This window comes from Pseudomonas sp. SO81 (genome assembly GCF_030374125.1).
In the GTDB taxonomy this organism is placed as follows: domain Bacteria; phylum Pseudomonadota; class Gammaproteobacteria; order Pseudomonadales; family Pseudomonadaceae; genus Aquipseudomonas.
This window is the reverse complement of the sequence record NZ_CP126126.1, coordinates 3,282,197-3,303,365: the sequence shown is the minus strand read 5'-3', so window position 1 is coordinate 3,303,365 and position 21,169 is coordinate 3,282,197. Positions and strand designations below refer to the sequence as shown.

Sequence of the window (21,169 nt, the reverse complement as noted above, 5' to 3'; positions counted from 1 at the left end):
AGATATTCGAGGCGCAGAAACGACGACCGCCCCGGAATGGGGCGGTCTGTCATGGAACGGTCGTCGAAAAAAGCGGTCGCGAGGCTCTAGCTCACGAGTTTGTGCAGGTTCTCCGGCACCTTGGTCAGCTCCCAGAGGAAGCTGTCGAGCTTGAAGGTGGAAGTGCGGATCTTTTCCTCGATGTCCTGCAGCTCGCGGCAGACTTCCTGGTAGCGTTGTTCGCGGCGCACGGCGGCCAGGGCCTCGCTGATCCGCTCCGGCTGCGCGCCGATGTATTCGCGCACGCGCTTGCCGTCCTTCTGCGGCCGTACCAGATAGAGGTAGCGCTGCTGGTGCCAGTAGGGCGTGGCGGCGATGCGCGGCGAGTCCTGCAGGGCCTCGAACTCGGCCAGCAGATTCATGCGCAGGGACTTGAGGCTGTCCAACTGCTCGGAGATGCGCCACACCTTCTGCCCCAGGCTCTCCTGGTCACCGAGCTTGTCGGCGTGGATCTCGCGGTGGGAAATATCGGTGATGGTCAGCAGGCTGCCACGGTCGCTGCCGTCGACGCTGGGAATCGGCGCGGCGCTCATCTGCACCCAGCGCACCTGGCCGTCGCGGGCCTGGATGCGCATCGGATAGCGCTCGGCCGACGGGCCCTGGCGCCGCTGCATCAGCACCACTTCCACCAGGTCGGCGGAAATCACCTGGGCCAGCGGCCTGCCGAGCGCCTCGGCCGGCGAGTAGCCGAGGAACTGCTGCATGAAGGGATTCATGTAAGTGATGCGGCCGAACGGGTCGAGCACCACCAGGCCCTCCTGGGCCTGCTCCACCAGATTCTGGTAGCAGCGGGTGTCGCCGGTGCTGTAACAGCTGGCCACCTGCAGCTGCGGCTGCTCGCCAAATTCGGCATCGGTGTAGGCCACCGGGATATCCGTGTCCGGGTCGTATTGCCGGAGCAGATCGATCAGCTCTGCAGCGCGCATTCCCCACCTCCCTGTTGAACTCGATACAGACCGCCCCGAGTATACTCATCGGTAGCCAATGAAAAAGACTGCTATTTACGATAAATGCCGAGCCGCACGGCATATCGACGTCACACAATCTTGATTGAATGACCCGGCGGCGACAGTGCCGAGCCGCAGCGGCAACCCTTGCCAAAGCGCCATTGCCGCGCGCACATTCACCGTTAGCCCGCCAATGGCGGCTGGATTTTCTGCAGGGAAGGACCCTGCCACGAGGGGGAATTGCATGTCACATGCCGATGTCGAGGTGCTCCAGCGCGAGACCTGCTTCAAGGGCTTCTATCGCCTGGACCGCCTGCATCTGCGCCACCGCCAGTTCGCCGGCGGCATGGGCCCGCAGCTGAGCCGCGAACTGTTCGTGCGCCATGATGCCGTCTGCGTGCTGCCCTATGACCCGCAGCACGATGCCGTGGTGCTGATCGAGCAGTTCCGCGTCGGCGCCATGGACAAGAGTGCCAACCCCTGGCTGCTGGAGCTGGTCGCCGGACTGATCGACAAGGACGAGCAGCCCGAGGAAGTGGCCCACCGCGAGGCCGAGGAAGAGGCCGACCTGCAGCTGACCGCACTGTGGCCCATCACCCAGTACTACCCCTCCCCCGGCGGCTCCGACGAGCGCGTGCACCTGTATGTCGGTCGCTGCAGCAGCGAGGGCGTGGGCGGCGTGCATGGCCTGGCCGAGGAAGGCGAGGACATCCGCGTGCATGTCTGGCCGCTGGAAGATGCGCTGCAGGCGGTGAAGGACGGACGCATCGACAATGCCGCCAGCATCATCGCCCTGCAGTGGCTGGCGCTGAACCGCGCGGAAGTGCGGGGGCTGTGGTCATGAACCTGCTGCGCGAGCGTTACCGGGTCGACCTGGTCGAGCTGCAGGCCGCTTGCGAAGCCAACTACGCGCGCCTGCTGCGCCTGCTGCCGGACATGCGCGAGGCCCAGGGCGAGCGCCGCGTGGCCCTGAGCCAGGGCGACCTGCTGCTCGGCGTGCTGCTGATCCGTGTCACCGAGAACTGCCCCTACACCACCACCCTGGAAGTGCGCCAGGAACACAGCCTGCCCTGGCTGCCGGTGCCGCGCCTGGAGGTGCGGGCCTACCACGACGCACGCATGGCCGAGGTGATCGGCGCGGAAAACGCCCGGCGCTTCCGTGGCATCTACCCCTACCCCAACGCCGCCATGCACCAGCCGGACGAGAAGACCCAGCTCAACCTGTTCCTCGGCGAATGGCTGAGCCACTGCATCGCCTGCGGTCACGAACTGGTCACAGTGCTGTGATCACAACCGCGCAAATGTGACGAGTTCACGTTTGCCGGGTTTACCGAATCGCGTTTCACCCACCATAATCCTGGGAACCCGCTCAGGAGTTGGCCCTTGTCGCGCCCGTCGTCTCTTGCCTCCGATCGCCCGGTACTGCTGGTGCAGTTGTCGGACAGTCATCTTTTTGCCGAGGAAGACGGCAAGCTGCTGGGCATGAACACCCGCGACAGTCTGGAAAAGGTGGTCGAGCGGGTGCAGGCGGAACAGACCGACATCGACCTGATCCTGGCCACCGGCGATCTCTCCCAGGACGGCAGCGTGGCCTCCTACCAGAGCTTCCGCCAGCTCACCGCCGGCCTCGACGGCAACGCCCGCTGGTTCCCCGGCAACCATGACGAGCTGCCGGCCATGCGCGAAGTGTGCAACGGCAGCGATCTGCTGGAGCCGGTGATCGACCTGGGCAAGTGGCGCATCACCCTGCTCGATTCCTCGATTCCCGGCGCGGTGCCCGGCTACCTGGCCGACGACCAGCTCGAGCTGCTCGAACAGGCGCTGAGCGCAGCCCCCGAACGTCATCACCTGGTGTGCTTCCACCATCACCCGGTGTCCATCGGCTGCAGCTGGATGGAGCCCATCGGCGTACGCAACCCAGACGCCCTGTTCGCCGTGCTGGAACGCCACTCGCAGGTCAAGGCCGTGCTCTGGGGTCATGTGCACCAGGAGTTCGACCAGCAGCGCGGCGGCATCCGCCTGCTCGCCTCGCCCTCCACCTGCGTGCAGTTCGCCCCCGGCAGCGAGGAATTCCAGGTCGACACCACGGCCCCCGGCTACCGCTGGCTGCGCCTGCACGCCGACGGACGGCTGGAGACCGGCGTGTCGCGGGTCACCGGCATCGACTTCGAAGTGGACTACAGCATCAAGGGCTACTAAGTCCGCAAGGCCGCTTGTCAATGCTTGCGGCTAGCGCCGCCTAGCTTGTAGCCTCCCGCTCCATGAATCCCAGCATCCTCTATATCCACGGCCTGAACAGTTCGCCGGCCTCGACCAAGGCCAGCCAGCTGCTCAAGGTGGCCGAACACTGCGGCATCGCCCAGCATCTGCGCGTGCCGGCCCTGCACCACCACCCGCGCCAGGCCATGCAGCAGCTGCAGGCGGCCATCGCCGAACTGGGCAGGCCGCTACTGGTCGGCAGTTCGCTGGGCGGCTACTACTCCACCTTCCTCGCCGAGCAGCATGGCCTCCCCGCCCTGCTGATCAACCCGGCGGTGCGCCCGCACCGGCTGTTCGGCGGCAAGGAAGTCGAGCAGACCAACTACTACACCAACGAGACCTGGCTGCTGACCCACGACCATGTCGCCGCCCTGCAGGAGCTGGAAGTGGCCGAGCCGCGCGACGCCGCGCGTTACCACGTGTGGCTGCAGACGGCCGACGAGACCCTGGACTACCGCCAGGCCGAGGCCTTCTACGCCGGCTGCAGCCTGGACATTCAGCAAGGTGGCGACCACAGCTACCAGGGCTTCGCCCGGCGCATCCCGGAAATCCTAGCGCTGGCCGGCTTCGCTCCCGCCCTCTGGGCCGATTTCGACTTTTCCACCCTTTAATAGACAAGAGACACCATGGCCCAGCAGAACGCCTACAACGCCGATGCCATCGAAGTACTGTCCGGCCTGGACCCGGTGCGCAAGCGCCCGGGCATGTACACCGACACCGCGCGGCCCAACCACCTGGCCCAGGAAGTCATCGACAACAGCGTCGACGAGGCGCTGGCCGGCCATGCCAAATCGATCCAGGTGATCCTCCACGAGGACAACTCGCTGGAAGTGGTCGACGACGGCCGCGGCATGCCGGTCGACATCCACCCGGAGGAAGGCATCCCCGGCGTCGAGCTGATCCTCACCAAGCTGCACGCCGGCGGCAAGTTCTCCAACAAGAACTACCAGTTCTCCGGCGGCCTGCACGGCGTGGGCATCTCGGTGGTCAACGCCCTGTCCAACCAGGTCGAGGTCAAGGTCAAGCGCGATGGCAGCGAATACCGCATGACCTTCGCCGACGGCTTCAAGGCCACCGACCTGGAAGTGATCGGCACGGTCGGCAAACGCAACACCGGCACCAGCGTGCGCTTCTGGCCCGATCCGAAATACTTCGACTCGCCCAAGTTCTCCATCAGCCGTCTCAAGCATGTGCTCAAGGCCAAGGCCGTGCTGTGCCCGGGCCTGGAAGTCACCTTCACCGACAAGAACAACGGCGAGACCACCCGCTGGTACTTCGAGGACGGCCTGCGCTCCTACCTCGTCGACGCCGTCAGCGAATTCGTGCGCCTGCCCGACGAGCCGTTCTGCGGCAGCCTGGCCGGCAACAAGGAGGCGGTGGACTGGGCCCTGCTGTGGCTGCCCGAAGGCGGCGAGTCGCTGCAGGAGAGCTACGTCAACCTGATTCCCACCGCCCAGGGCGGCACCCACGTCAATGGCCTGCGCCAGGGCCTGCTGGACGCCATGCGCGAGTTCTGCGAGTTCCGCAACCTGCTGCCGCGTGGGGTGAAACTTGCTCCGGAAGATGTCTGGGAACGCATCGCCTTCGTCCTCTCGATGAAGATGCAAGACGCCCAGTTTTCCGGCCAGACCAAGGAGCGCCTGTCCTCCCGCGAGGCCTCGGCCTTCGTTTCGGGAGTCGTGAAGGACGCCTTTAGCCTGTGGCTCAACGCCCACCCGGAAACCGGCCTGCTGCTGGCCGAGCAGGCCATCGGCAACGCCGGTCGCCGCCTCAAGGCCGGCAAGAAGGTCGAACGCAAGAAGATCACCCAGGGCCCGGCGCTACCCGGCAAGCTCGCCGACTGCGCGGGCCAGGACCCGATGCGCTCCGAGCTGTTCCTGGTGGAAGGTGACTCCGCCGGCGGCTCCGCCAAGCAGGCCCGCGACAAGGAGTTCCAGGCCATCATGCCGCTACGCGGCAAGATCCTGAACACCTGGGAAGTGGACGGCGGCGAAGTGCTGGCCAGCCAGGAAGTGCACGACATCGCCGTGGCTATCGGCATCGATCCGGGCTCGGCCGACCTGTCGCAGCTGCGCTACGGCAAGATCTGCATCCTCGCCGACGCCGACTCCGACGGCCTGCATATCGCCACCCTGCTCTGCGCCCTGTTCGTGCGCCACTTCCGTCCGCTGGTGGAGGCCGGTCACGTCTACGTGGCCATGCCGCCGCTGTACCGCATCGACCTGGGCAAGGAGATCTTCTACGCCCTCGACGACGCCGAGCGCGACGGCATCCTCGACCGCCTGGTGGCCGAGAAGCGCCGCGGCAAGCCGCAGGTCACCCGCTTCAAGGGCCTCGGCGAGATGAACCCGCCGCAGCTGCGCGAGACCACCATGGACCCCAACACCCGCCGCCTGGTGCAGCTGGGCCTGGACGACTTCGAGGCGACCCGCGAAGTGATGGACATGCTGCTGGCCAAGAAGCGCGCCGGCGACCGCAAGAGCTGGCTGGAGAGCAAAGGTAACCTCGCAGAGGTCATCGCGTGAGGTTGAGCCTCGCCCTCGCCGGCCTGCTGTTCGCCTGCACGGCGGCCGCGGCCGACAAGCCCGTGCAACCGGCCGAGCTGGAGCTGCTGGCCGAACATGCGCTGGACGGCATGGCCGGCGGCAACCTGTCCGGCCTGACCCGCTGCGGCGCGGAATGGCTGGCGGTGTCCGATCGCGAGGACGACCGCCTGTATCGCCTGCAGCCGGGCGATGCCGCCTGGCAGGCCGAGGCCGAGACCTTCACCGCGCCGCCGGTGCCGACCAGCACCCTGCCCTGGGGCCTGCGCATGCGCACCTGGGCGGCCCACCTGGTGCGCCAGGGCGAACTGGATTTCGAGAGCATCAGCTGCGACGACAAGGGCAACCGCTACCTGCTCAGCGAGGCGCATGTCGCCCTGCTGCAGGTCGGTCCCAGCGGCATCGCCGAATGGCTGCCACTGCCCGAAGGCCTGATCCGCCAGGCCCGTGCCAGTGGCATGCTGCTGCGCCACAACGCCCTGCTCGAAGGCCTGGTCATTGACCCGGCTGGCGAGCGCCTGTGGCTGGCCGCCGAGCGCGAGCGCCGCGGCCTGCTGGTGCTGCACAAGGACAAGGGCCGCTGGCGCTGTACCAGCGGCTGCATCCTGATGTCCGAGGCCGGCCAGCGGCGCTCGCCGCTCACTCCGCAGAGCGACGCGCGTCACCCGCGCAGCTTCGGCGACCTGGCCTTCCTGGATGGCCAGCTGTTCAGCCTGGAACGCCTGGAGCAGCGCATCTGCCGCCGCGACCCGGCCACCGGCGCCGAGCAGAAATGCTGGTCGTTCGCTGCTGCCGCCCTGGCCGACGGTCGCGTCTACCCCGAACCCTATGGCAACGCCGAGGCCCTGTGGCTGGACCAGGACGGCGCCTGGCTGGGCCTGGACAACAACGACCTGGCCCGCGCCGACGGCGAGCGCCGCCCGTTGCTCTGGCACTTCAAGGCGCCGACCGGCGGCTGGAGCGCACCGTGAGCGACAGACCCGCCGGCCAGCGCGCCGCCCGCGTGATGCTGATCCTGGCCTGGGTCGCGGCCCTGGCCCTGGCCACGCACTGGTTCGGCAACTGGGAAGAGCAGCGCGACAATCCCAATCGCCAGCCGCAATCGGTGCATGGCGACGGCTACATCGAGGTGCGCCTGGCCAGCAGCCGCGGCGGCCACTACGTGCTGGACGGGCAGATCGACGGCCGCACCGTGACCTTCCTGCTCGACACCGGCGCCACGGCCGTGGCCGTGCCGCAGAAACTGGCCGGCGAACTGGGCCTGCAGCCCGGCGCGCCGGTGCAGATCCGCACCGCCAATGGCACTGTCACCGGCGCACGCACCCGCCTCGACCTGCTGCAGCTCGGCGACATCCAGCTGCGCGACGTAGCGGCGCTGATCACCCCCGGCATGGACGGCGACGAGGTGCTGCTCGGCATGAGCGCCCTCAAGCAACTCGAATTCACTCAGAAGGGCGGCACCCTGGTGCTGCGCCAATCGACTTCACTGAAATGACCATGAGGCACGCATGAGCGACACCCTCGATTTGAGCCTGGAAGGCGTGGAACGACGTTCCCTCGCCGATTTCACCGAGCAGGCTTATCTCAACTACTCCATGTACGTGATCATGGACCGCGCCCTGCCGCATATCGGCGACGGCCTCAAGCCGGTGCAACGGCGCATCGTCTACGCCATGAGCGAGCTGGGCCTGGACGCCGACGCCAAGCACAAGAAATCGGCGCGTACCGTCGGCGACGTGCTCGGCAAGTTCCACCCGCACGGCGACAGCGCCTGCTACGAGGCCATGGTGCTGATGGCCCAGCCGTTCAGCTACCGCTACACCCTGGTCGACGGCCAGGGCAACTGGGGTGCGCCGGACGATCCCAAGTCCTTCGCCGCCATGCGCTACACCGAGGCGCGCCTGTCGCGCTATTCGGAAGTGCTGCTCAGCGAGCTGGGCCAGGGCACGGTGGACTGGGTGCCGAACTTCGACGGCACCCTGGACGAACCGGCCACCCTGCCGGCGCGTCTGCCCAACCTGCTGCTCAATGGCACCACCGGTATCGCCGTGGGCATGGCCACCGACGTGCCGCCGCACAACCTGCGCGAAGTGGCCAGCGCCTGCGTGCGCCTGCTCGATGAACCGAACGCCACGGTCGAGCAGCTGTGCGAGCACATCCTCGGTCCGGACTTCCCCACCGAGGCGGAAGTCATCACGCCCAAGGCCGACCTGCTGAAGATCTACGAGACCGGCCGTGGCTCGGTGCGCATGCGCGCCGTGTACCGCGTCGAGGACGGCGATATCGTGGTCACCGCCTTGCCGCACCAGGTCTCCGGGGCCAAGGTGCTGGAACAGATCGCCGCGCAGATGCAGGCCAAGAAGCTGCCGATGGTCGCCGACCTGCGCGACGAGTCGGACCACGAGAACCCCTGCCGCATCGTCATCATCCCGCGATCCAACCGCGTGGATGCCGACGAGCTGATGACCCACCTGTTCGCCACCACCGATCTGGAGTCCAGCTACCGGGTCAACACCAACGTCATCGGCCTCGATGGCAAGCCGCAGGTGAAAGACCTGCGTACCCTGCTCACCGAGTGGCTGGTGTACCGCGTCGGCACCGTGCGCCGCCGCCTGCAATTCCGCCTGGACAAGGTCGAGAAGCGCCTGCACCTGTTGGAAGGCTTGCTCACCGCATTCCTCAACCTGGATGAAGTGATCCACATCATCCGTACCGAGGACCAGCCCAAGCCGGTGCTGATGGAGCGCTTCGCCCTCACCGACATCCAGGCCGACTACATCCTCGACACCCGTCTACGTCAGCTGGCCCGCCTGGAAGAGATGAAGATCCGTGGCGAGCAGGACGAGCTGGCCAAGGAGCGCGCCAAGCTGCTGGCCCTGCTTGGCAGCGAAGCCAAGCTGAAGAAGCTGGTGCGCCAGGAAATCCTCGACGACGCCGAGAAGTACGGCGATGACCGCCGCTCGCCGATCGTCGCCCGTGCCGAGGCCCGCGCCCTGTCGGAAACCGAGCTGATGCCGACCGAGCCGGTCACCGTGGTGCTCTCGGAAAAAGGTTGGGTGCGTTGCGCCAAGGGCCACGATATCGACGCGACCGGGCTTTCCTATAAAGCCGGCGACGGCTTCAAGGCCGCCGCGCCGGGCCGCTCGAACCAGTACGCGGTGTTTATCGACTCCACCGGGCGCAGCTACTCGCTGGCCGCCCATAGCCTGCCATCCGCGCGAGGTCAGGGCGAGCCGCTCACCGGCCGCCTGCAGCCGCCGCCGGGCGCGACCTTCGACTGCGTGCTGCTGCCGGAAGACAGCGCCCTGTACGTGATCGCCTCCGACGCCGGCTACGGCTTCGTGGTCAAGGGCGAAGACCTGCAGGCCAAGAACAAGGCCGGCAAGGCCCTGCTCAGCCTGCCCAACGGCGCGCTGGTGGTGCCGCCCAAGCCGGTGGCCAGCGTCGAGGATGACTGGCTGGCGGCGGTGACCACCGAAGGTCGCCTGCTGCTGTTCAAGGTCGCCGACCTGCCGCAACTGGGCAAAGGCAAGGGCAACAAGATCATCGGCATTCCCGGCGAGCGCGTGGCCAGCCGCGAGGAATATCTCACCGACCTGGCCGTGCTGCCCGCCGGCGCCACCCTGGTGCTGCAGGCCGGCAAGCGCACCCTGTCGCTCAAGCCGGACGATCTGGAGCACTACAAGGGCGAACGCGGACGCCGCGGCAACAAGCTGCCACGCGGCTTCCAGCGGGTCGATTCGCTGCTGGTGGAAACCCCGGCCTGAGCCGCCGCTGCGCTCAAGCGCAGCGCGGAAGGCATGCCGTAGAGCGCCGCGGGCTGGAGTCCGCGGCCGCTTTGACGGATCATACGCGGCCTTGACGTACGATCACGGCCGCCCGCGCGGCCCTCAGGTGAACCGATGAAACTGCTGCGCCTCTCTTCCGTACTGCTGCTGACCGGCCTCCTCGGCCTGGCCGGCTGCACGGCGCACAAGCCGATACCGCTATACCAGCTGGACAACGGCAACGCCGCCATCCCCACCCAACCCCAGGGCCTGGCCGTGCTGCTCGGTCCCGTCTCGGTAGCCGACTACCTGCAACGCGAGACCCTGCTGCAACGCCAGACCGACGGCAGTCTGCTGGCTGCCGACGATGCGCGCTGGGCCGGCAGCCTGGCCGCCGACATCGACCAGTTGCTGCTGCGTCAGCTGGCCTGGCGCCTGGACAGCCAGCGCACCGTGCTGGCCCCGACCACCGCCGCCGACTTCAAGCCGGACGTGCAGGTGCTGCTGAACATCATCCGCCTGGACTCCGGCCCGTCCCATCCGGCCGTGCTGGAAGCCCAGTGGCGCCTGCTCGACAAGGGCGGCCAGCTGCGCGACAGCCAGTTGCTGCGTCTGGAAGAGGCCCACAGCGGCACCACCGCCGACCAGGTCCAGGCCCAGAGCCGCCTGCTGCGCCAGCTGGCCCAGCGCCTGGCGGAAGCCATCGAGCCGCTGCGCAACCAGCCGATCGCCGAGGCACCCAAGCCGGCAGTCACCCCGAAACCAGTCAAGCCCAAGGCCGAGCAGCAACCGCGCATCCCGCTGGTGGCACCGACCCGCAGCAACGGCGAAGTCCTGCGTTTCTGACCCCCGAGAGAATCCGCCCCATGGCCCGCAAGAAAGCCGCCGTCGATTTCGAAAAATCCCTCGCCGACCTGCAAACCCTGGTCGAGCGCCTGGAGAGCGGCGAGCTGTCTCTGGAAGACTCGCTGACCGCCTTCGAGCAGGGCATCGGCCTGACCCGCGACTGCCAGGCCGCCCTGGCCCAGGCCGAGCAGAAGGTCCAGCAACTGCTGGAGCGTGACGGCGAACTGGAGGAAGTGCCCTTCGACGCGGACGAACAGGCATGATCGCCGCGTACCAGCAGCGCTGCCAGGCGCGGGTCGACGCCGCGCTGGAAGAATTGTTCGATGCCCCGCGCAGCGAGCTGGCCCGCCTGTACCAGGCCATGCGCTACAGCGTGGTCAACGGTGGCAAGCGCGTGCGCCCGCTGCTGGTGTACGCCGCCTGCGAGGCGCTGGAAGGTGACCTCGACCGCGCCGATGGCGCCGCCTGCGCGGTGGAGCTGATCCACGCCTATTCCCTGGTGCACGACGACCTGCCGGCCATGGACGACGACGACCTGCGCCGCGGCCAGCCGACCACCCATATCGCCTACGACGAGGCCTGCGCCATTCTCGCCGGCGACGGCCTGCAGAGCCTGGCCTTCGAGGCCCTGGCCGATGCCCGGCGCAACCCGCTGGATCCGGATCTGCGCCTGTCCATGGTGCTCGGCCTGGCCCGCGCCGCCGGCCCCGCCGGCATGGTCGGCGGCCAGGCCATCGACCTGGAGTCTGTGGGTCGCCAGCTCGACCAGCAGGCCCTGGAAACCATGCACCGGCACAAGACCGGCGCGCTGATCGAGGCCAGCGTGCAGCTCGGCGCCCTGGCCAGCGGCAAGGCCGACCTGGCCAGCCTGCGTTCGCTGCAGCAGTACGCCCGGGCCGTAGGCCTGGCGTTCCAGGTGCAGGACGACATCCTCGACGTGGAAAGCGACACCGCCACCCTGGGCAAGACCCAGGGCAAGGACGAGGCCAACCACAAGCCGACCTACCCGGCCCTGCTCGGCCTGGAGCAGGCCAAGGCCTATGCTCTGGAACTGCGCGACCAGGCCCTGCACGCCCTGCGCTCGTTCGGCGACAGCGCCGAGCCGCTGCGCGAGCTGGCCCGCTATATAGTCGAACGGCGCAGCTGACTTTGTAGGGCGGGCGAAAGCCGCGCGACCCAAGCCGCGGGTTTCACCCGCCTACAGATTCACGCCCCTCAGGCGACCGCGCCGAGCGGCGCCACCGGCTCTTCGCGCCGCACAGCCGCCAGCAGCCCCGCACGCACCAGCAGCCACGGCATCAGCCAGGCCACGAACAGGCCCATCGCCAGGCCGCGCAGGCCCTGCCAGGCCAGCGGTTCCCAGGGCCAGGCGTCGCCCAGCAGCTTCAGGCCCTTCTGCAGCAGGATGAAGGCCAGCGCACCGAGCACGGCCGCCGCCAAGCGCCGCCAGATGGCGACCTCGGCGGAAAACACCAGGTTTCGGTAACCGAACAGCACGCCGACCAGCATGCCCGCCAGCAGCGGCACGTAGCTCGGCGCCTCACCCGGCCAGCTCAGCCAGGCGGCCAGGAACACCAGCAGGATCAGGCCCAGATGCCAGCCGGCATGGCTTTCGCGCCAGCCGCTCCAGCGCCGCGCGAACTCGAACACGACGAGGGTGGCGATGCCCAGCAGCGATCCGCCGAGCACGTCTTCCACGTCATGGGCGCCCAGGTACAGGCGGCTGAAGATGATTCCCGCCGCCACCACCGCGGCCACCAGCCAGGCCCAGGTCCGGCGCAGCTCCCAGGCCAGCCAGAACCAGATCACCACGGCGATCTGCGCATGGCCGCTGGGCAGGCCGAAACTCTCGCCGACCTCGTGGTCCATGCGCAGGGCGATGTCCGGCCGCGGGTCCTGCCAGAAGTCCTTGAGCCAGGCGTTGAGCAGCGCGGTGAGCGCCACCAGCACCAGCAGGCGCAGGAACACCCCGCGATTCCAGGCCCAGTAGCCCAGCGGCAGGAAGAACAGGATGAATTTCTCGTAGCCGAGCAGGGTGAAGAAACGCATCAGCGGGGTCAGCCCGTCACTGCGCAGCGGCAGCACCCACTCCAGGCTGTGGAGCAACTCGTTCATGGCGGTCCTTGCGGAATTAAGCGAAGCGGCAGAGATACCGGCCGGCGGCGCAGCCGGCAAGGGCCGATTCGGACAAAAGGCCCAGCGGATCATCAGCCACCCTGAGTGGCGGGTATTCGTCGCGGCACAGTTGGCTGCGGCCGGTGGCGGCGACTGCCTAAGATGAGCCCATCACCAGACCCAGACAGAGCCGCCGGCCATGCCCTTCTCCTCCCTGCTGATCGCCAACCGTGGCGAGATCGCCATCCGTATCGCCCAGGCCTGCGCCGACCTGAACATCCGCTCGGTGGCCGTGTTCGCCGAGGACGACGGCGCCAGCCTGCACACGCGCAAGGCCGACCTGGCCGTGGCGCTGCAGGGCCGCGGCGTGCCGGCCTACCTGGACATGGAGCAGCTGATCGCCATCGCCCGCGAGCAGGGCTGCGCGGCCATCCACCCCGGCTACGGCTTCCTCGCCGAGAACGCCGAGTTCGCCCGCCGTTGCCAGGCCGCCGGGCTGACCTTTATCGGGCCGGCGCCGGAGGTGCTGAAGCTGTTCGGCGACAAGGCCGCCGCCCGCCAGCTGGCCGAACGCTGCGGTGCACCGCTGGTGGCCGGGATCAACCGCGCGGTGAGCCTGGACGAGGCACGTGCCTTCCTGGCCGAACATAGCGCCGCCATGCTCAAGGCCCTGGCTGGCGGCGGTGGGCGCGGCATGCGCGCGATCCATGACGCGGCGGAGCTGGATGAGGCTTACGCACGCTGCCAGTCCGAGGCGCAGGGCGCCTTCGGCAACGGCGCGCTGTATATCGAGCAACTGGTGCAGAGTGCCCGGCATATCGAGGTGCAGGTGCTGGGCGACGGCGCGCAGGTCAGCCACCTGTGGGAGCGCGACTGCAGCCTGCAGCGCCGCCACCAGAAGCTGGTGGAGATCGCCCCCAGTCCGGACCTGGACGCAGGCCTGCGCGAGGCGATCATCGCCTGCGCCCTGCGCCTGGCGGCCGAGGTGAAGTACCGCGGCATCGGCACCTTCGAATTCCTGGTCGAGGGCGAGCGCTTCTTCTTCATGGAGGCCAACCCGCGGGTGCAGGTGGAGCACACGGTCACCGAGCAGATCACCGGCGTCGACCTGCTGCACACCCAGCTGCGCCTGGCGGCCGGTGCCAGCCTCGCCGAACTCGGCCTGCTGCAACCACCGGCGCCGCAGGGCTGCGCCGTGCAACTGCGGATCAACCTGGAAATCCTGCACGCCGACGGCAGCGCCCGCCCGGCCGCCGGCACGCTGAGCGCCTACCAGCCACCGTCCGGCCCCGGCCTGCGTGTGGATGGTTACGGCTACGCCGGCTACCCGGTGAGCCCGGCCTACGACTCGCTGCTGGCCAAGCTGATCGCCAGCGCGCCCGACTACCCGAGCGCCCTGCGCCGCGCCTATCGCGCCCTCTGCGAATTCCGCCTGGAGGGCGTGGCGAGCAACCTGCACCTGCTGCAGAACCTGCTGCAGCGTGAGGAGGTGCTGAGCAACCGGGTCAGCACACGCTTCGTCGAAGAGCAACTGGGCGAACTGCTCGGCGCCCATGGCGCGGCCCACCCGCACCGCTATTTCGCCCAGGTCGGCGCCAGCGCCACCGCTGCCAAAGCCATCGAGGCACCGGCGGGCACCCTGGCGCTGAGTACGCCGAGCACCGGCGTGCTGGTCAGCCTGGACGTAGCCGAGGGCGATAGCGTCGCCGCCGGCCAACAGGTCGCCGTGCTGGAGGCGATGAAGATGGAGTTCGTCGTCCGCGCCGAACGTGGCGGCATCGTCCGCGCCCTGGCCGCCGCCCCCGGCGACGCACTGGGCGAAGGGCAGGCATTGCTGTTCATCGAGCCCGCCGAGGTCGATGGCGGGCACGAGCAGGACGAACAGGCGGTCGATCTCGAACATATCCGCGCCGACCTGGCCGAGGTACTGGAGCGCCACGCACGCCTGACCGACGCGCGCCGCCCCGAGGCGGTGGCCAAGCGGCGCAAGACCGGCCAGCGCACCACCCGCGAGAACCTGCACGACCTGCTCGACGAGGGCAGCTTCAACGAATACGGCGCCATGGCCCTGGCCGCCCAGCGCCGCCGGCGCTCCCACGAAGAATTGCTGGAGCTGAGCCCGGCCGATGGCCTGGTGGCCGGCATCGGCACGGTCAACGCCGGCGCCTTCGGCAGCGAGGCGGCGCGCTGCATGGCCATCGCCTACGACTACACGGTGTTCGCCGGCACCCAGGGCGTGATGAACCACAAGAAGACCGACCGCATGCTCGGCCTCGCCGAACAGTGGCGCCTGCCGCTGGTGCTGTTCGCCGAGGGCGGCGGCGGGCGGCCCGGCGACACCGATTTTGTCGGCGTGGCCGGGCTCGACTGCCACACCTTCGTCGCCATGGCCCGGCTGTCCGGCCTGGTCCCCACGGTAGGCATCGTCTCCGGCCGCTGCTTCGCCGGCAACGCCGCCCTGCTCGGCTGCTGCGACGTGATCATTGCCGCGAAGGACGCCACCGTCGGCATGGCAGGCCCGGCGATGATCGAAGGCGGCGGCCTGGGCAGCTTCAAGCCCGAGCAAGTCGGCCCCACCAGCGTGCAAGGCCCGAACGGGGTGATCGACGTGCTGGTGGAGAACGAAGCCGAGGCCGTGCGCGCGGCCAAGCAGTACCTGTCGTACTTCCAAGGCCCGCTGGCCGACTGGCAGTGCACCGACCCGCGCGAGCTGCGCCATGTCATCCCGGAGAATCGCCTGCGCGTCTACGACATCCGCCGAGTGATCGAGCTGCTGGCCGACAGCGGCAGCGTTCTAGAACTGCGCCGCCAGTTCGCCCCGGGACTGATCACCGCCTTCATCCGCATCGAGGGCAAGCCGTTCGGCCTGCTCGCCAACAACCCCGCGCACCTGGGCGGCGCCATCGATGCAGTGGCGGGAGATAAAGCCGCGCGCTTTATGCAGCTGTGCGATGCCTTCGATATCCCGATGGTGTCGCTGTGCGACACCCCCGGTTTTATGGTCGGCCCGGAGGCGGAGAAGCAGGCCACAGTGCGCCACGTGTCGCGCATGTTCGTGGCCGCCGCCAGCCTGTCCGTGCCGTTCTTCACCCTGGTGCTGCGCAAGGGCTATGGCCTCGGCGCCCAGGCCATGGCCGCCGGCAGCTTCCACTCGCCGCTGTTCACCGCCGCCTGGCCCAGTGGTGAGTTCGGCGCCATGGGCCTGGAGGGCGCGGTGCGCCTGGGCTTCGCCAAGGAGCTGGCGGCGCAGCCGGACGAGGCTAGCCGTCAGGCCCTGTTCGACAAGCTGGTGGGCAAGGCCTACGCCAACGGCAAGGCGCTGAACATGGCCAGCTACCTGGAGATCGATGCCGTCATCGACCCGGCCGAGAGCCGCGCCTGGCTGCTGCGCGGGCTCAACGCCGCGCCGAAAGCGCCGGCCCGCACGGGCAAGAAACGCCCCTTCGTCGATACCTGGTAAGGACGCCCCATGCATATCGAGCATCGGCTGCTGGCGGTCAACGGCATCGACCTCAGCCTCTACAGTGCCGGCCCGATCGATGGCCGCCCGGTGTGGCTGCTGCACGGCTTCCCGGAGTGCTGGTACGCCTGGCATCCGCAGATCGAGGCGATGGCCGCCGCCGGCTACCGGGTGTTCGCTCCGGAGATGCGTGGCTATGGGCAGAGCAGCGCGCCGAGCGATCCCGCCGCCTATGACCTGCTGACCCAGTGCGGCGATATCCAGGGCGCCATGGATGCCCTCGGCCAGACCCGCGTCGCCGTGGTCGGCCATGACTGGGGCGCACCGGTGGCCTGGCATCTGGCCCTGCTGGAGCCCGCGCGGGTGCAGGCGCTCGGCGCGCTGTCCGTGCCCTTCGGTGGACGGCCGAAACGCCCGGCCATCGAGATGATGCGCGAGGCCTATGCCGGGCGCTTCCACTACATCCTCTACTTCCAGCAGCCGGGTGTGGCCGAGGCCGAACTGGACGTCGACATCGGCCGCAGCCTGCGCCTGCTGCTCGGCGGCCTGGAAGGCGCGCTGCTGCAGGACAAGCCGGCCGACGCCCGCCTGTTCGACGGCCTGGGCGATCTGCCGCTGCCGGCCTGGTGCTCGCCCGAGCTGTTCGCCGTGTACGAGAAGACCTTCGCCGGCCGCGGCTTCCACGGCGCGCTGAACTGGTACCGCAACTTCGAGCGCAACTGGCAGCGCAGCGAGCCGCTGGCCGAACTGCAGGTGCAGCAACCGACCCTGTTCCTGCTCGGCGACCGCGACCCGGTCGGCCGTTTCGAGGCGCCGACGCTGGGGCGCATGACGGCCAAGGTGCCGCGCCTGGAACAGCACCTGCTGGAGGGTTGCGGCCACTGGCTGCAGAGCGAGGACGGCGAGCGGGTCAACGCCCTGCTGCTGGACTTCTTGGCGCGGCATTACGCCGCGGACTGATCCACTCACAGGTCGTTTGGGCTGTTTCCGGCGCTTCAGGTAAACTGCCGCATCTTTTGTATGCCTATAACGATCCGCCTGATGCCGACCACCTTCCACGAAATCCCCCGCGAGCGTCCTGCCACGCCCCTGCTCGACAGCGCCGACACCCCGGACGGCCTGCGCCGCCTGGCGGAAAGCGAGCTGGAAAGCCTGGCCGACGAGCTGCGCCAATACCTGCTGTACAGCGTTGGCCAGACCGGCGGGCATTTCGGTGCCGGCCTCGGCGTGATCGAGCTGACCATCGCTCTGCACTACATCTTCGACACCCCGGACGACCGCCTGGTGTGGGACGTGGGCCACCAGGCCTACCCGCACAAGATCCTCACCGGCCGCCGCGAGCGCATGGGCAGCCTGCGCCAGAAGGACGGCCTGGCCGCCTTCCCGCGCCGCAGCGAGAGCGAGTACGACACCTTCGGCGTCGGCCACTCCAGCACCAGCATCAGCGCCGCCTTAGGGATGGCCATAGCCGCGCGCCTGCAGGGCAGCAAGCGCAAGTCGGTGGCCGTGATCGGCGACGGCGCACTGACCGCCGGCATGGCCTTCGAGGCGCTGAATCATGCCTCCGATGTGAAGGCCAATATGCTGGTCGTGCTCAACGACAACGACATGTCGATTTCCAAGAACGTCGGCGGCCTGTCCAACTATTTGGCCAAGATCATCTCCAGCCGCACCTATTCGAGCATGCGCGAAGGCAGCAAGAAGATCCTCTCGCGCCTGCCCGGCGCCTGGGAGATAGCGCGCAAGGTCGAGGAGCACGCCAAGGGCATGCTGGTGCCCGGCACCCTGTTCGAGGAGCTGGGCTGGAACTACGTCGGCCCCATCGATGGCCACGACCTGCCGACCCTGATCGCCACCCTGCGCAATATGCGCGACCTGGAGGGCCCGCAGTTCCTCCATGTGGTGACCAAGAAGGGCAAGGGTTTCGCCCCGGCCGAGGTCGACCCGATCGGCTACCACGCCATCACCAAGCTGGAGCCGATCAAGGCGCCAGTCGAGCCGAAGCAAGCCTCCGGCCCGAAATACTCCGCCGTGTTCGGCCAGTGGCTGTGCGATATGGCCGAGCAGGACGAGCGCCTGGTCGGCATCACCCCGGCGATGAAGGAAGGCTCCGACCTGGTGGCCTTCAGCGAGCGCTTCCCGGAGCGCTACTTCGACGTGGCCATCGCCGAACAGCACGCAGTGACCCTGGCCGCCGGCATGGCCTGCGACGGAGCCAAGCCGGTGGTGGCGATCTACTCCACCTTCCTGCAACGCGCCTACGACCAGCTGATCCACGACGTGGCCGTGCAGCACCTCGACGTGCTGTTCGCCATCGACCGCGCCGGCCTGGTCGGCGAAGACGGTCCGACCCACGCCGGCAGCTTCGATATCTCCTACCTGCGCTGCATCCCCGGCATGCTGGTGGCCACGCCCAGCGACGAGAACGAGCTGCGCCTGCTGCTGACCACCGGCTACCACTTCCAGGGCCCGGCGGCCGTACGTTATCCGCGTGGCAGCGGTCCCAACACGCCGATCGACCCGCGCCTGGAGCCGGTGGAGATCGGCAAGGCCGTGGTCCGTCGCCAGGGCAAGCGCACCGCCCTGCTGGCCTTCGGCGTGCAGCTGGCCGAGGCGCTGCGCGTCGGCGAGGCGCTGGACGCCACCGTGGTCGATATGCGCTTCGTCAAACCCCTCGACGAAACCCTCCTATGTGAACTGGCCGCCAGCCACGAGCTGCTGGTGACCATCGAGGAAAACGCCGTGATGGGTGGTGCCGGCAGCGCGGTCAGCGAGTTCCTCGCCGCCGAGAACCTGGTCAAGCCACTGCTGCACCTGGGCCTACCCGACTACTACGTCGAGCACGCCAAGCCGGCCCAGATGCTCGCCGAGTGCGGGCTGGATACCGCCGGCATCGAGACGGCGGTGCGGGCGCGACTGGCGCAGCTGGCTGGATGAGCCATGCTCATCCAGCCCTGAATCCAACTTGTTTGTAATTCATCCGGCTGCGCACTAAGGTGCGCGGCGTTTTTGCATTCCGCCAGGTGCGCTGCGTCCACAGGAACAGCGTTAAACGGGAAGCCGGTGCGCTCCGCGAGGAGCCATCCCGGCGCTGCCCCCGCAACGGTAATCGACCGCAGCCCACCGGCTGCACGCCCGCTCATCAGCCACTGGGTCTCCCGGGAAGGCGAGCCGGCGCGTCGAGAGCCCGGAGACCGGCCTGGACGGATTCGACTGGTGTTGCGGAGGGCAGCACCGTCAGGCGCCCGCCCGCGCCTGTCCTGCCCTCCTCGAAGTCTTGCGATCTTTGAGGAATCTCCATGAAGCTGTCCCGTTCCCTGCCTCTCTCGGCCCTGGCCATGGCCCTGCTGCCCGGCACCAACCTGCTGGCCGCCGGCCAGGAGGCTGCGCTGAAGCTGTCCGAAACCCTGATCAGCGCCAACCGCGATGTGCAGCAGCGCAGCGCCAGCAGCACCGCCAGCACCGTGTTCACCCGCGCCGACATCGAGCGCCTGCAGCCCTCGTCGGTGACCGACCTACTCAAGCGCGTACCTGGCGTTCAGGCGACCGACAACGGCATCGGCAGCCTGACCAGCCTGTACATTCGCGGCACCAAGTCGGCCCAGAGCCTGGTGCTGGTGGACGGCATGCGCATCGGTTCGGCCAGCTCCGGCGACAGCAACCTGCAGCACATCAACATCGACCAGATCGAGCGCATCGAAGTGCTGCGCGGCCCACGCTCCGCGGTGTATGGCGCCGACGCCATCGGCGGCGTGGTGCAGATCTTCACTCGCCGCAGCGCTGGCGAAGGCCTCAAGCCCTTCGTGCGCGTGGGCTATGGCAGCCACGGTGCCTGGCAGCGCAGCGCCGGCATCTCCGGCGGCGACCAGCAGACCCGTTTCAGCCTGGCCGGCAGCCTCAACGAGACCAACGGCTTCGATCGCAGCGGCCCGTCCTACGAGTCCGACCAGGATCACGACGCCTACCGCAACAAGGCCTTCAGCCTGAGCCTCAGCCACAGCTTCAGCGACAGCATCGAGGCCGGCATCAACGTGCTCGACCAGCGCGGCCGCACCGAATTCGACAACCCCTTCGGCCGCTTCGACATGACCACCTTCGAGTCGGTCGGCCAGGCCCCGTACAGCGACTTCACCGTCAGCAGCGTCTCCAGCTACCTCGATGCGCAGATCAACGACACCTGGAACAGCCGCCTGGAAGTCGGCCACAGCGAGAACCGCGAAGAGAGCCTGGACAAGCTCAGCGACGAGCGTGGCGTGTTCAACACCTACCGCGACTCGGTGAACTGGCTCAACACCCTGGCCCTGAGCGACAGCCACAGCCTGCTGCTGGGTGGCGAGTGGTACGAGGATCAGCTCAACAGCAACACCGCCTTCGAGGAGCAGCAGCGCTGGAACCAGGCTGCCTTTGTCCAGCATCGCTATGAGAGCGAGCACTTCTCCACCGAGCTGGGCATGCGCCACGACAAGAACGAGCAGTTCGGCAGCGAGAACACCTGGAGCGGCGCCCTAACCCTGCCGCTGAACGCCGCCAATGACCTGATCCTGTCCTACAGCGAAGGCTTCCGCGCGCCGACCTTCAACGACCTGTACTACCCAGACTACAGCAACCCGGACCTCAAGCCCGAGCACTCGAAGAGCTACGAGCTGCAATGGCGCAGCGAGCTGACCGAGAGCACCCGCCTGGAGGCCTCGCTTTACCGCACCGACATCGAGGATGCCATCGCCAGCGATCAGGACTTCATTCCGCAGAACATCGCCACCGCACGCATCCACGGCTTCGAGGCGACGCTGCAGCAGGAGCTGTTCGGCTGGCAGGGCCAACTGGGCGTCGCCTTCGTCGACCCGCGCGACCGCGATACCGGCCACACCCTCAACCGCCGCGCCCGCCGCACCCTGAGCCTGGACCTGGACCGCGCCTTCGGCGACTTCGCCGTGGGCGCCACCTGGCAGGCCGCGAGCAGCAGCTACGACGATCCGAACAACCAGTACGAGCTGGCCGGCTACGGCCTGCTGGGCCTGCGCGGCAGCTGGCAGGCAACCGGCGAGCTGAAGCTGGAAGCGAAGATCGACAACCTGCTGGACAAGGACTACCAGCGCGCCCTGTACGAGCACGAAGGCGAGCGCTATGGCTACCGCCAGGAAGGCCGCACGGCGATGCTCGGCTTCGTCTGGAGCCCCGAGCTGTAAACGTCCG

Annotated in this window: 17 protein-coding genes and 1 riboswitch; of the genes, 15 read left to right on the top strand and 2 right to left on the bottom strand. The window is 68.1% G+C overall.

The features are described 5' to 3' along the window. Window positions 1-86: 86 nt before the first annotated feature. A complete protein-coding gene (locus tag OH686_RS15455) occupies window positions 87-965 on the bottom strand; it encodes a PAS domain S-box protein (RefSeq protein WP_289533722.1) in 879 nt (292 codons plus the stop codon). A gap of 265 nt (window positions 966-1,230) precedes the next feature. On the opposite strand from OH686_RS15455, the gene OH686_RS15450 reads away from it, so the two are divergent. From OH686_RS15450 to ispA, 11 genes are all read left to right on the top strand, one after another. Then, window positions 1,231-1,830 carry an NUDIX domain-containing protein gene (locus tag OH686_RS15450; RefSeq protein ID WP_289533721.1) on the top strand — a complete coding sequence of 200 codons (600 nt, stop codon included), beginning with the start codon at window positions 1,231-1,233 and terminating at the stop codon, window positions 1,828-1,830. Continuing rightward, window positions 1,821-2,273, top strand: coding sequence for a DUF1249 domain-containing protein (locus tag OH686_RS15445; protein WP_137970808.1), 453 nt, complete (start codon window positions 1,821-1,823; stop codon window positions 2,271-2,273). The genes OH686_RS15450 and OH686_RS15445 overlap by 10 nt, the downstream gene beginning before the upstream one ends. 96 nt (window positions 2,274-2,369) lie before the next feature. Beyond that, window positions 2,370-3,185: a 3',5'-cyclic-AMP phosphodiesterase gene (cpdA, locus tag OH686_RS15440; protein WP_289533719.1), complete on the top strand. Its 816-nt coding sequence runs from the start codon at window positions 2,370-2,372 to the stop codon at window positions 3,183-3,185. A 62-nt stretch (window positions 3,186-3,247) separates the two neighbouring features. Next, entirely contained in the window at window positions 3,248-3,856 is a 609-nt protein-coding gene (locus OH686_RS15435) for a YqiA/YcfP family alpha/beta fold hydrolase (RefSeq protein WP_289533718.1), read from the top strand. Between the two features lie 15 nt (window positions 3,857-3,871). After that, window positions 3,872-5,770 carry a DNA topoisomerase IV subunit B gene (gene parE / locus OH686_RS15430; protein WP_289533717.1) on the top strand — a complete coding sequence of 633 codons (1,899 nt, stop codon included), beginning with the start codon at window positions 3,872-3,874 and terminating at the stop codon, window positions 5,768-5,770. Further along, window positions 5,767-6,759 carry an esterase-like activity of phytase family protein gene (locus OH686_RS15425; RefSeq protein WP_502942744.1) on the top strand — a complete coding sequence of 331 codons (993 nt, stop codon included), beginning with the start codon at window positions 5,767-5,769 and terminating at the stop codon, window positions 6,757-6,759. The genes parE and OH686_RS15425 overlap by 4 nt, the downstream gene beginning before the upstream one ends. 35 nt (window positions 6,760-6,794) lie before the next feature. Next, a complete protein-coding gene (locus OH686_RS15420) occupies window positions 6,795-7,283 on the top strand; it encodes a retropepsin-like aspartic protease family protein (RefSeq protein ID WP_502942817.1) in 489 nt (162 codons plus the stop codon). Window positions 7,284-7,296: 13 nt separating this feature from the next. After that, the gene (gene parC / locus OH686_RS15415) at window positions 7,297-9,555 is read left to right on the top strand and encodes a DNA topoisomerase IV subunit A (protein WP_289533715.1); all 2,259 of its coding nucleotides are present in this window, start codon (window positions 7,297-7,299) and stop codon (window positions 9,553-9,555) included. Between the two features lie 135 nt (window positions 9,556-9,690). Then, entirely contained in the window at window positions 9,691-10,401 is a 711-nt protein-coding gene (locus OH686_RS15410; RefSeq protein ID WP_289533714.1) for a PqiC family protein, read from the top strand. 20 nt (window positions 10,402-10,421) lie between these two features. Then, the gene (locus OH686_RS15405; protein ID WP_137970801.1) at window positions 10,422-10,664 is read left to right on the top strand and encodes an exodeoxyribonuclease VII small subunit; all 243 of its coding nucleotides are present in this window, start codon (window positions 10,422-10,424) and stop codon (window positions 10,662-10,664) included. Further along, on the top strand, window positions 10,661-11,548 hold the full coding sequence (ispA, locus tag OH686_RS15400) for a (2E,6E)-farnesyl diphosphate synthase (protein WP_289533712.1): 888 nt from the start codon (window positions 10,661-10,663) through the stop codon (window positions 11,546-11,548). Before OH686_RS15405 ends, ispA begins: the two co-directional genes overlap by 4 nt. Before the next feature lie 68 nt (window positions 11,549-11,616). On the opposite strand, the gene OH686_RS15395 is transcribed toward ispA, so the two are convergent. Further along, window positions 11,617-12,516: a phosphatase PAP2 family protein gene (locus OH686_RS15395; protein ID WP_289533710.1), complete on the bottom strand. Its 900-nt coding sequence runs from the start codon at window positions 12,514-12,516 to the stop codon at window positions 11,617-11,619. Window positions 12,517-12,715: 199 nt separating this feature from the next. Between OH686_RS15395 and OH686_RS15390 the strand changes: the two genes are divergently transcribed. The 4 genes from OH686_RS15390 (at window position 12,716) to OH686_RS15375 (ending at window position 21,162) form a co-directional block, all read left to right on the top strand. Continuing rightward, window positions 12,716-15,976, top strand: a complete 3,261-nt coding sequence (locus tag OH686_RS15390; protein WP_289533709.1) for an acetyl-CoA carboxylase family protein — start codon at window positions 12,716-12,718, stop codon at window positions 15,974-15,976. Window positions 15,977-15,985: 9 nt separating this feature from the next. Then, window positions 15,986-16,936: an alpha/beta fold hydrolase gene (locus OH686_RS15385; RefSeq protein ID WP_289533707.1), complete on the top strand. Its 951-nt coding sequence runs from the start codon at window positions 15,986-15,988 to the stop codon at window positions 16,934-16,936. A gap of 81 nt (window positions 16,937-17,017) precedes the next feature. After that, on the top strand, window positions 17,018-18,913 hold the full coding sequence (gene dxs / locus OH686_RS15380; protein WP_289533705.1) for a 1-deoxy-D-xylulose-5-phosphate synthase: 1,896 nt from the start codon (window positions 17,018-17,020) through the stop codon (window positions 18,911-18,913). Between the two features lie 67 nt (window positions 18,914-18,980). Continuing rightward, a riboswitch (cobalamin riboswitch) is annotated at window positions 18,981-19,193 on the top strand. Window positions 19,194-19,275: 82 nt separating this feature from the next. Further along, a complete protein-coding gene (locus OH686_RS15375; RefSeq protein ID WP_289533704.1) occupies window positions 19,276-21,162 on the top strand; it encodes a TonB-dependent receptor domain-containing protein in 1,887 nt (628 codons plus the stop codon). Window positions 21,163-21,169: the final 7 nt, after the last annotated feature.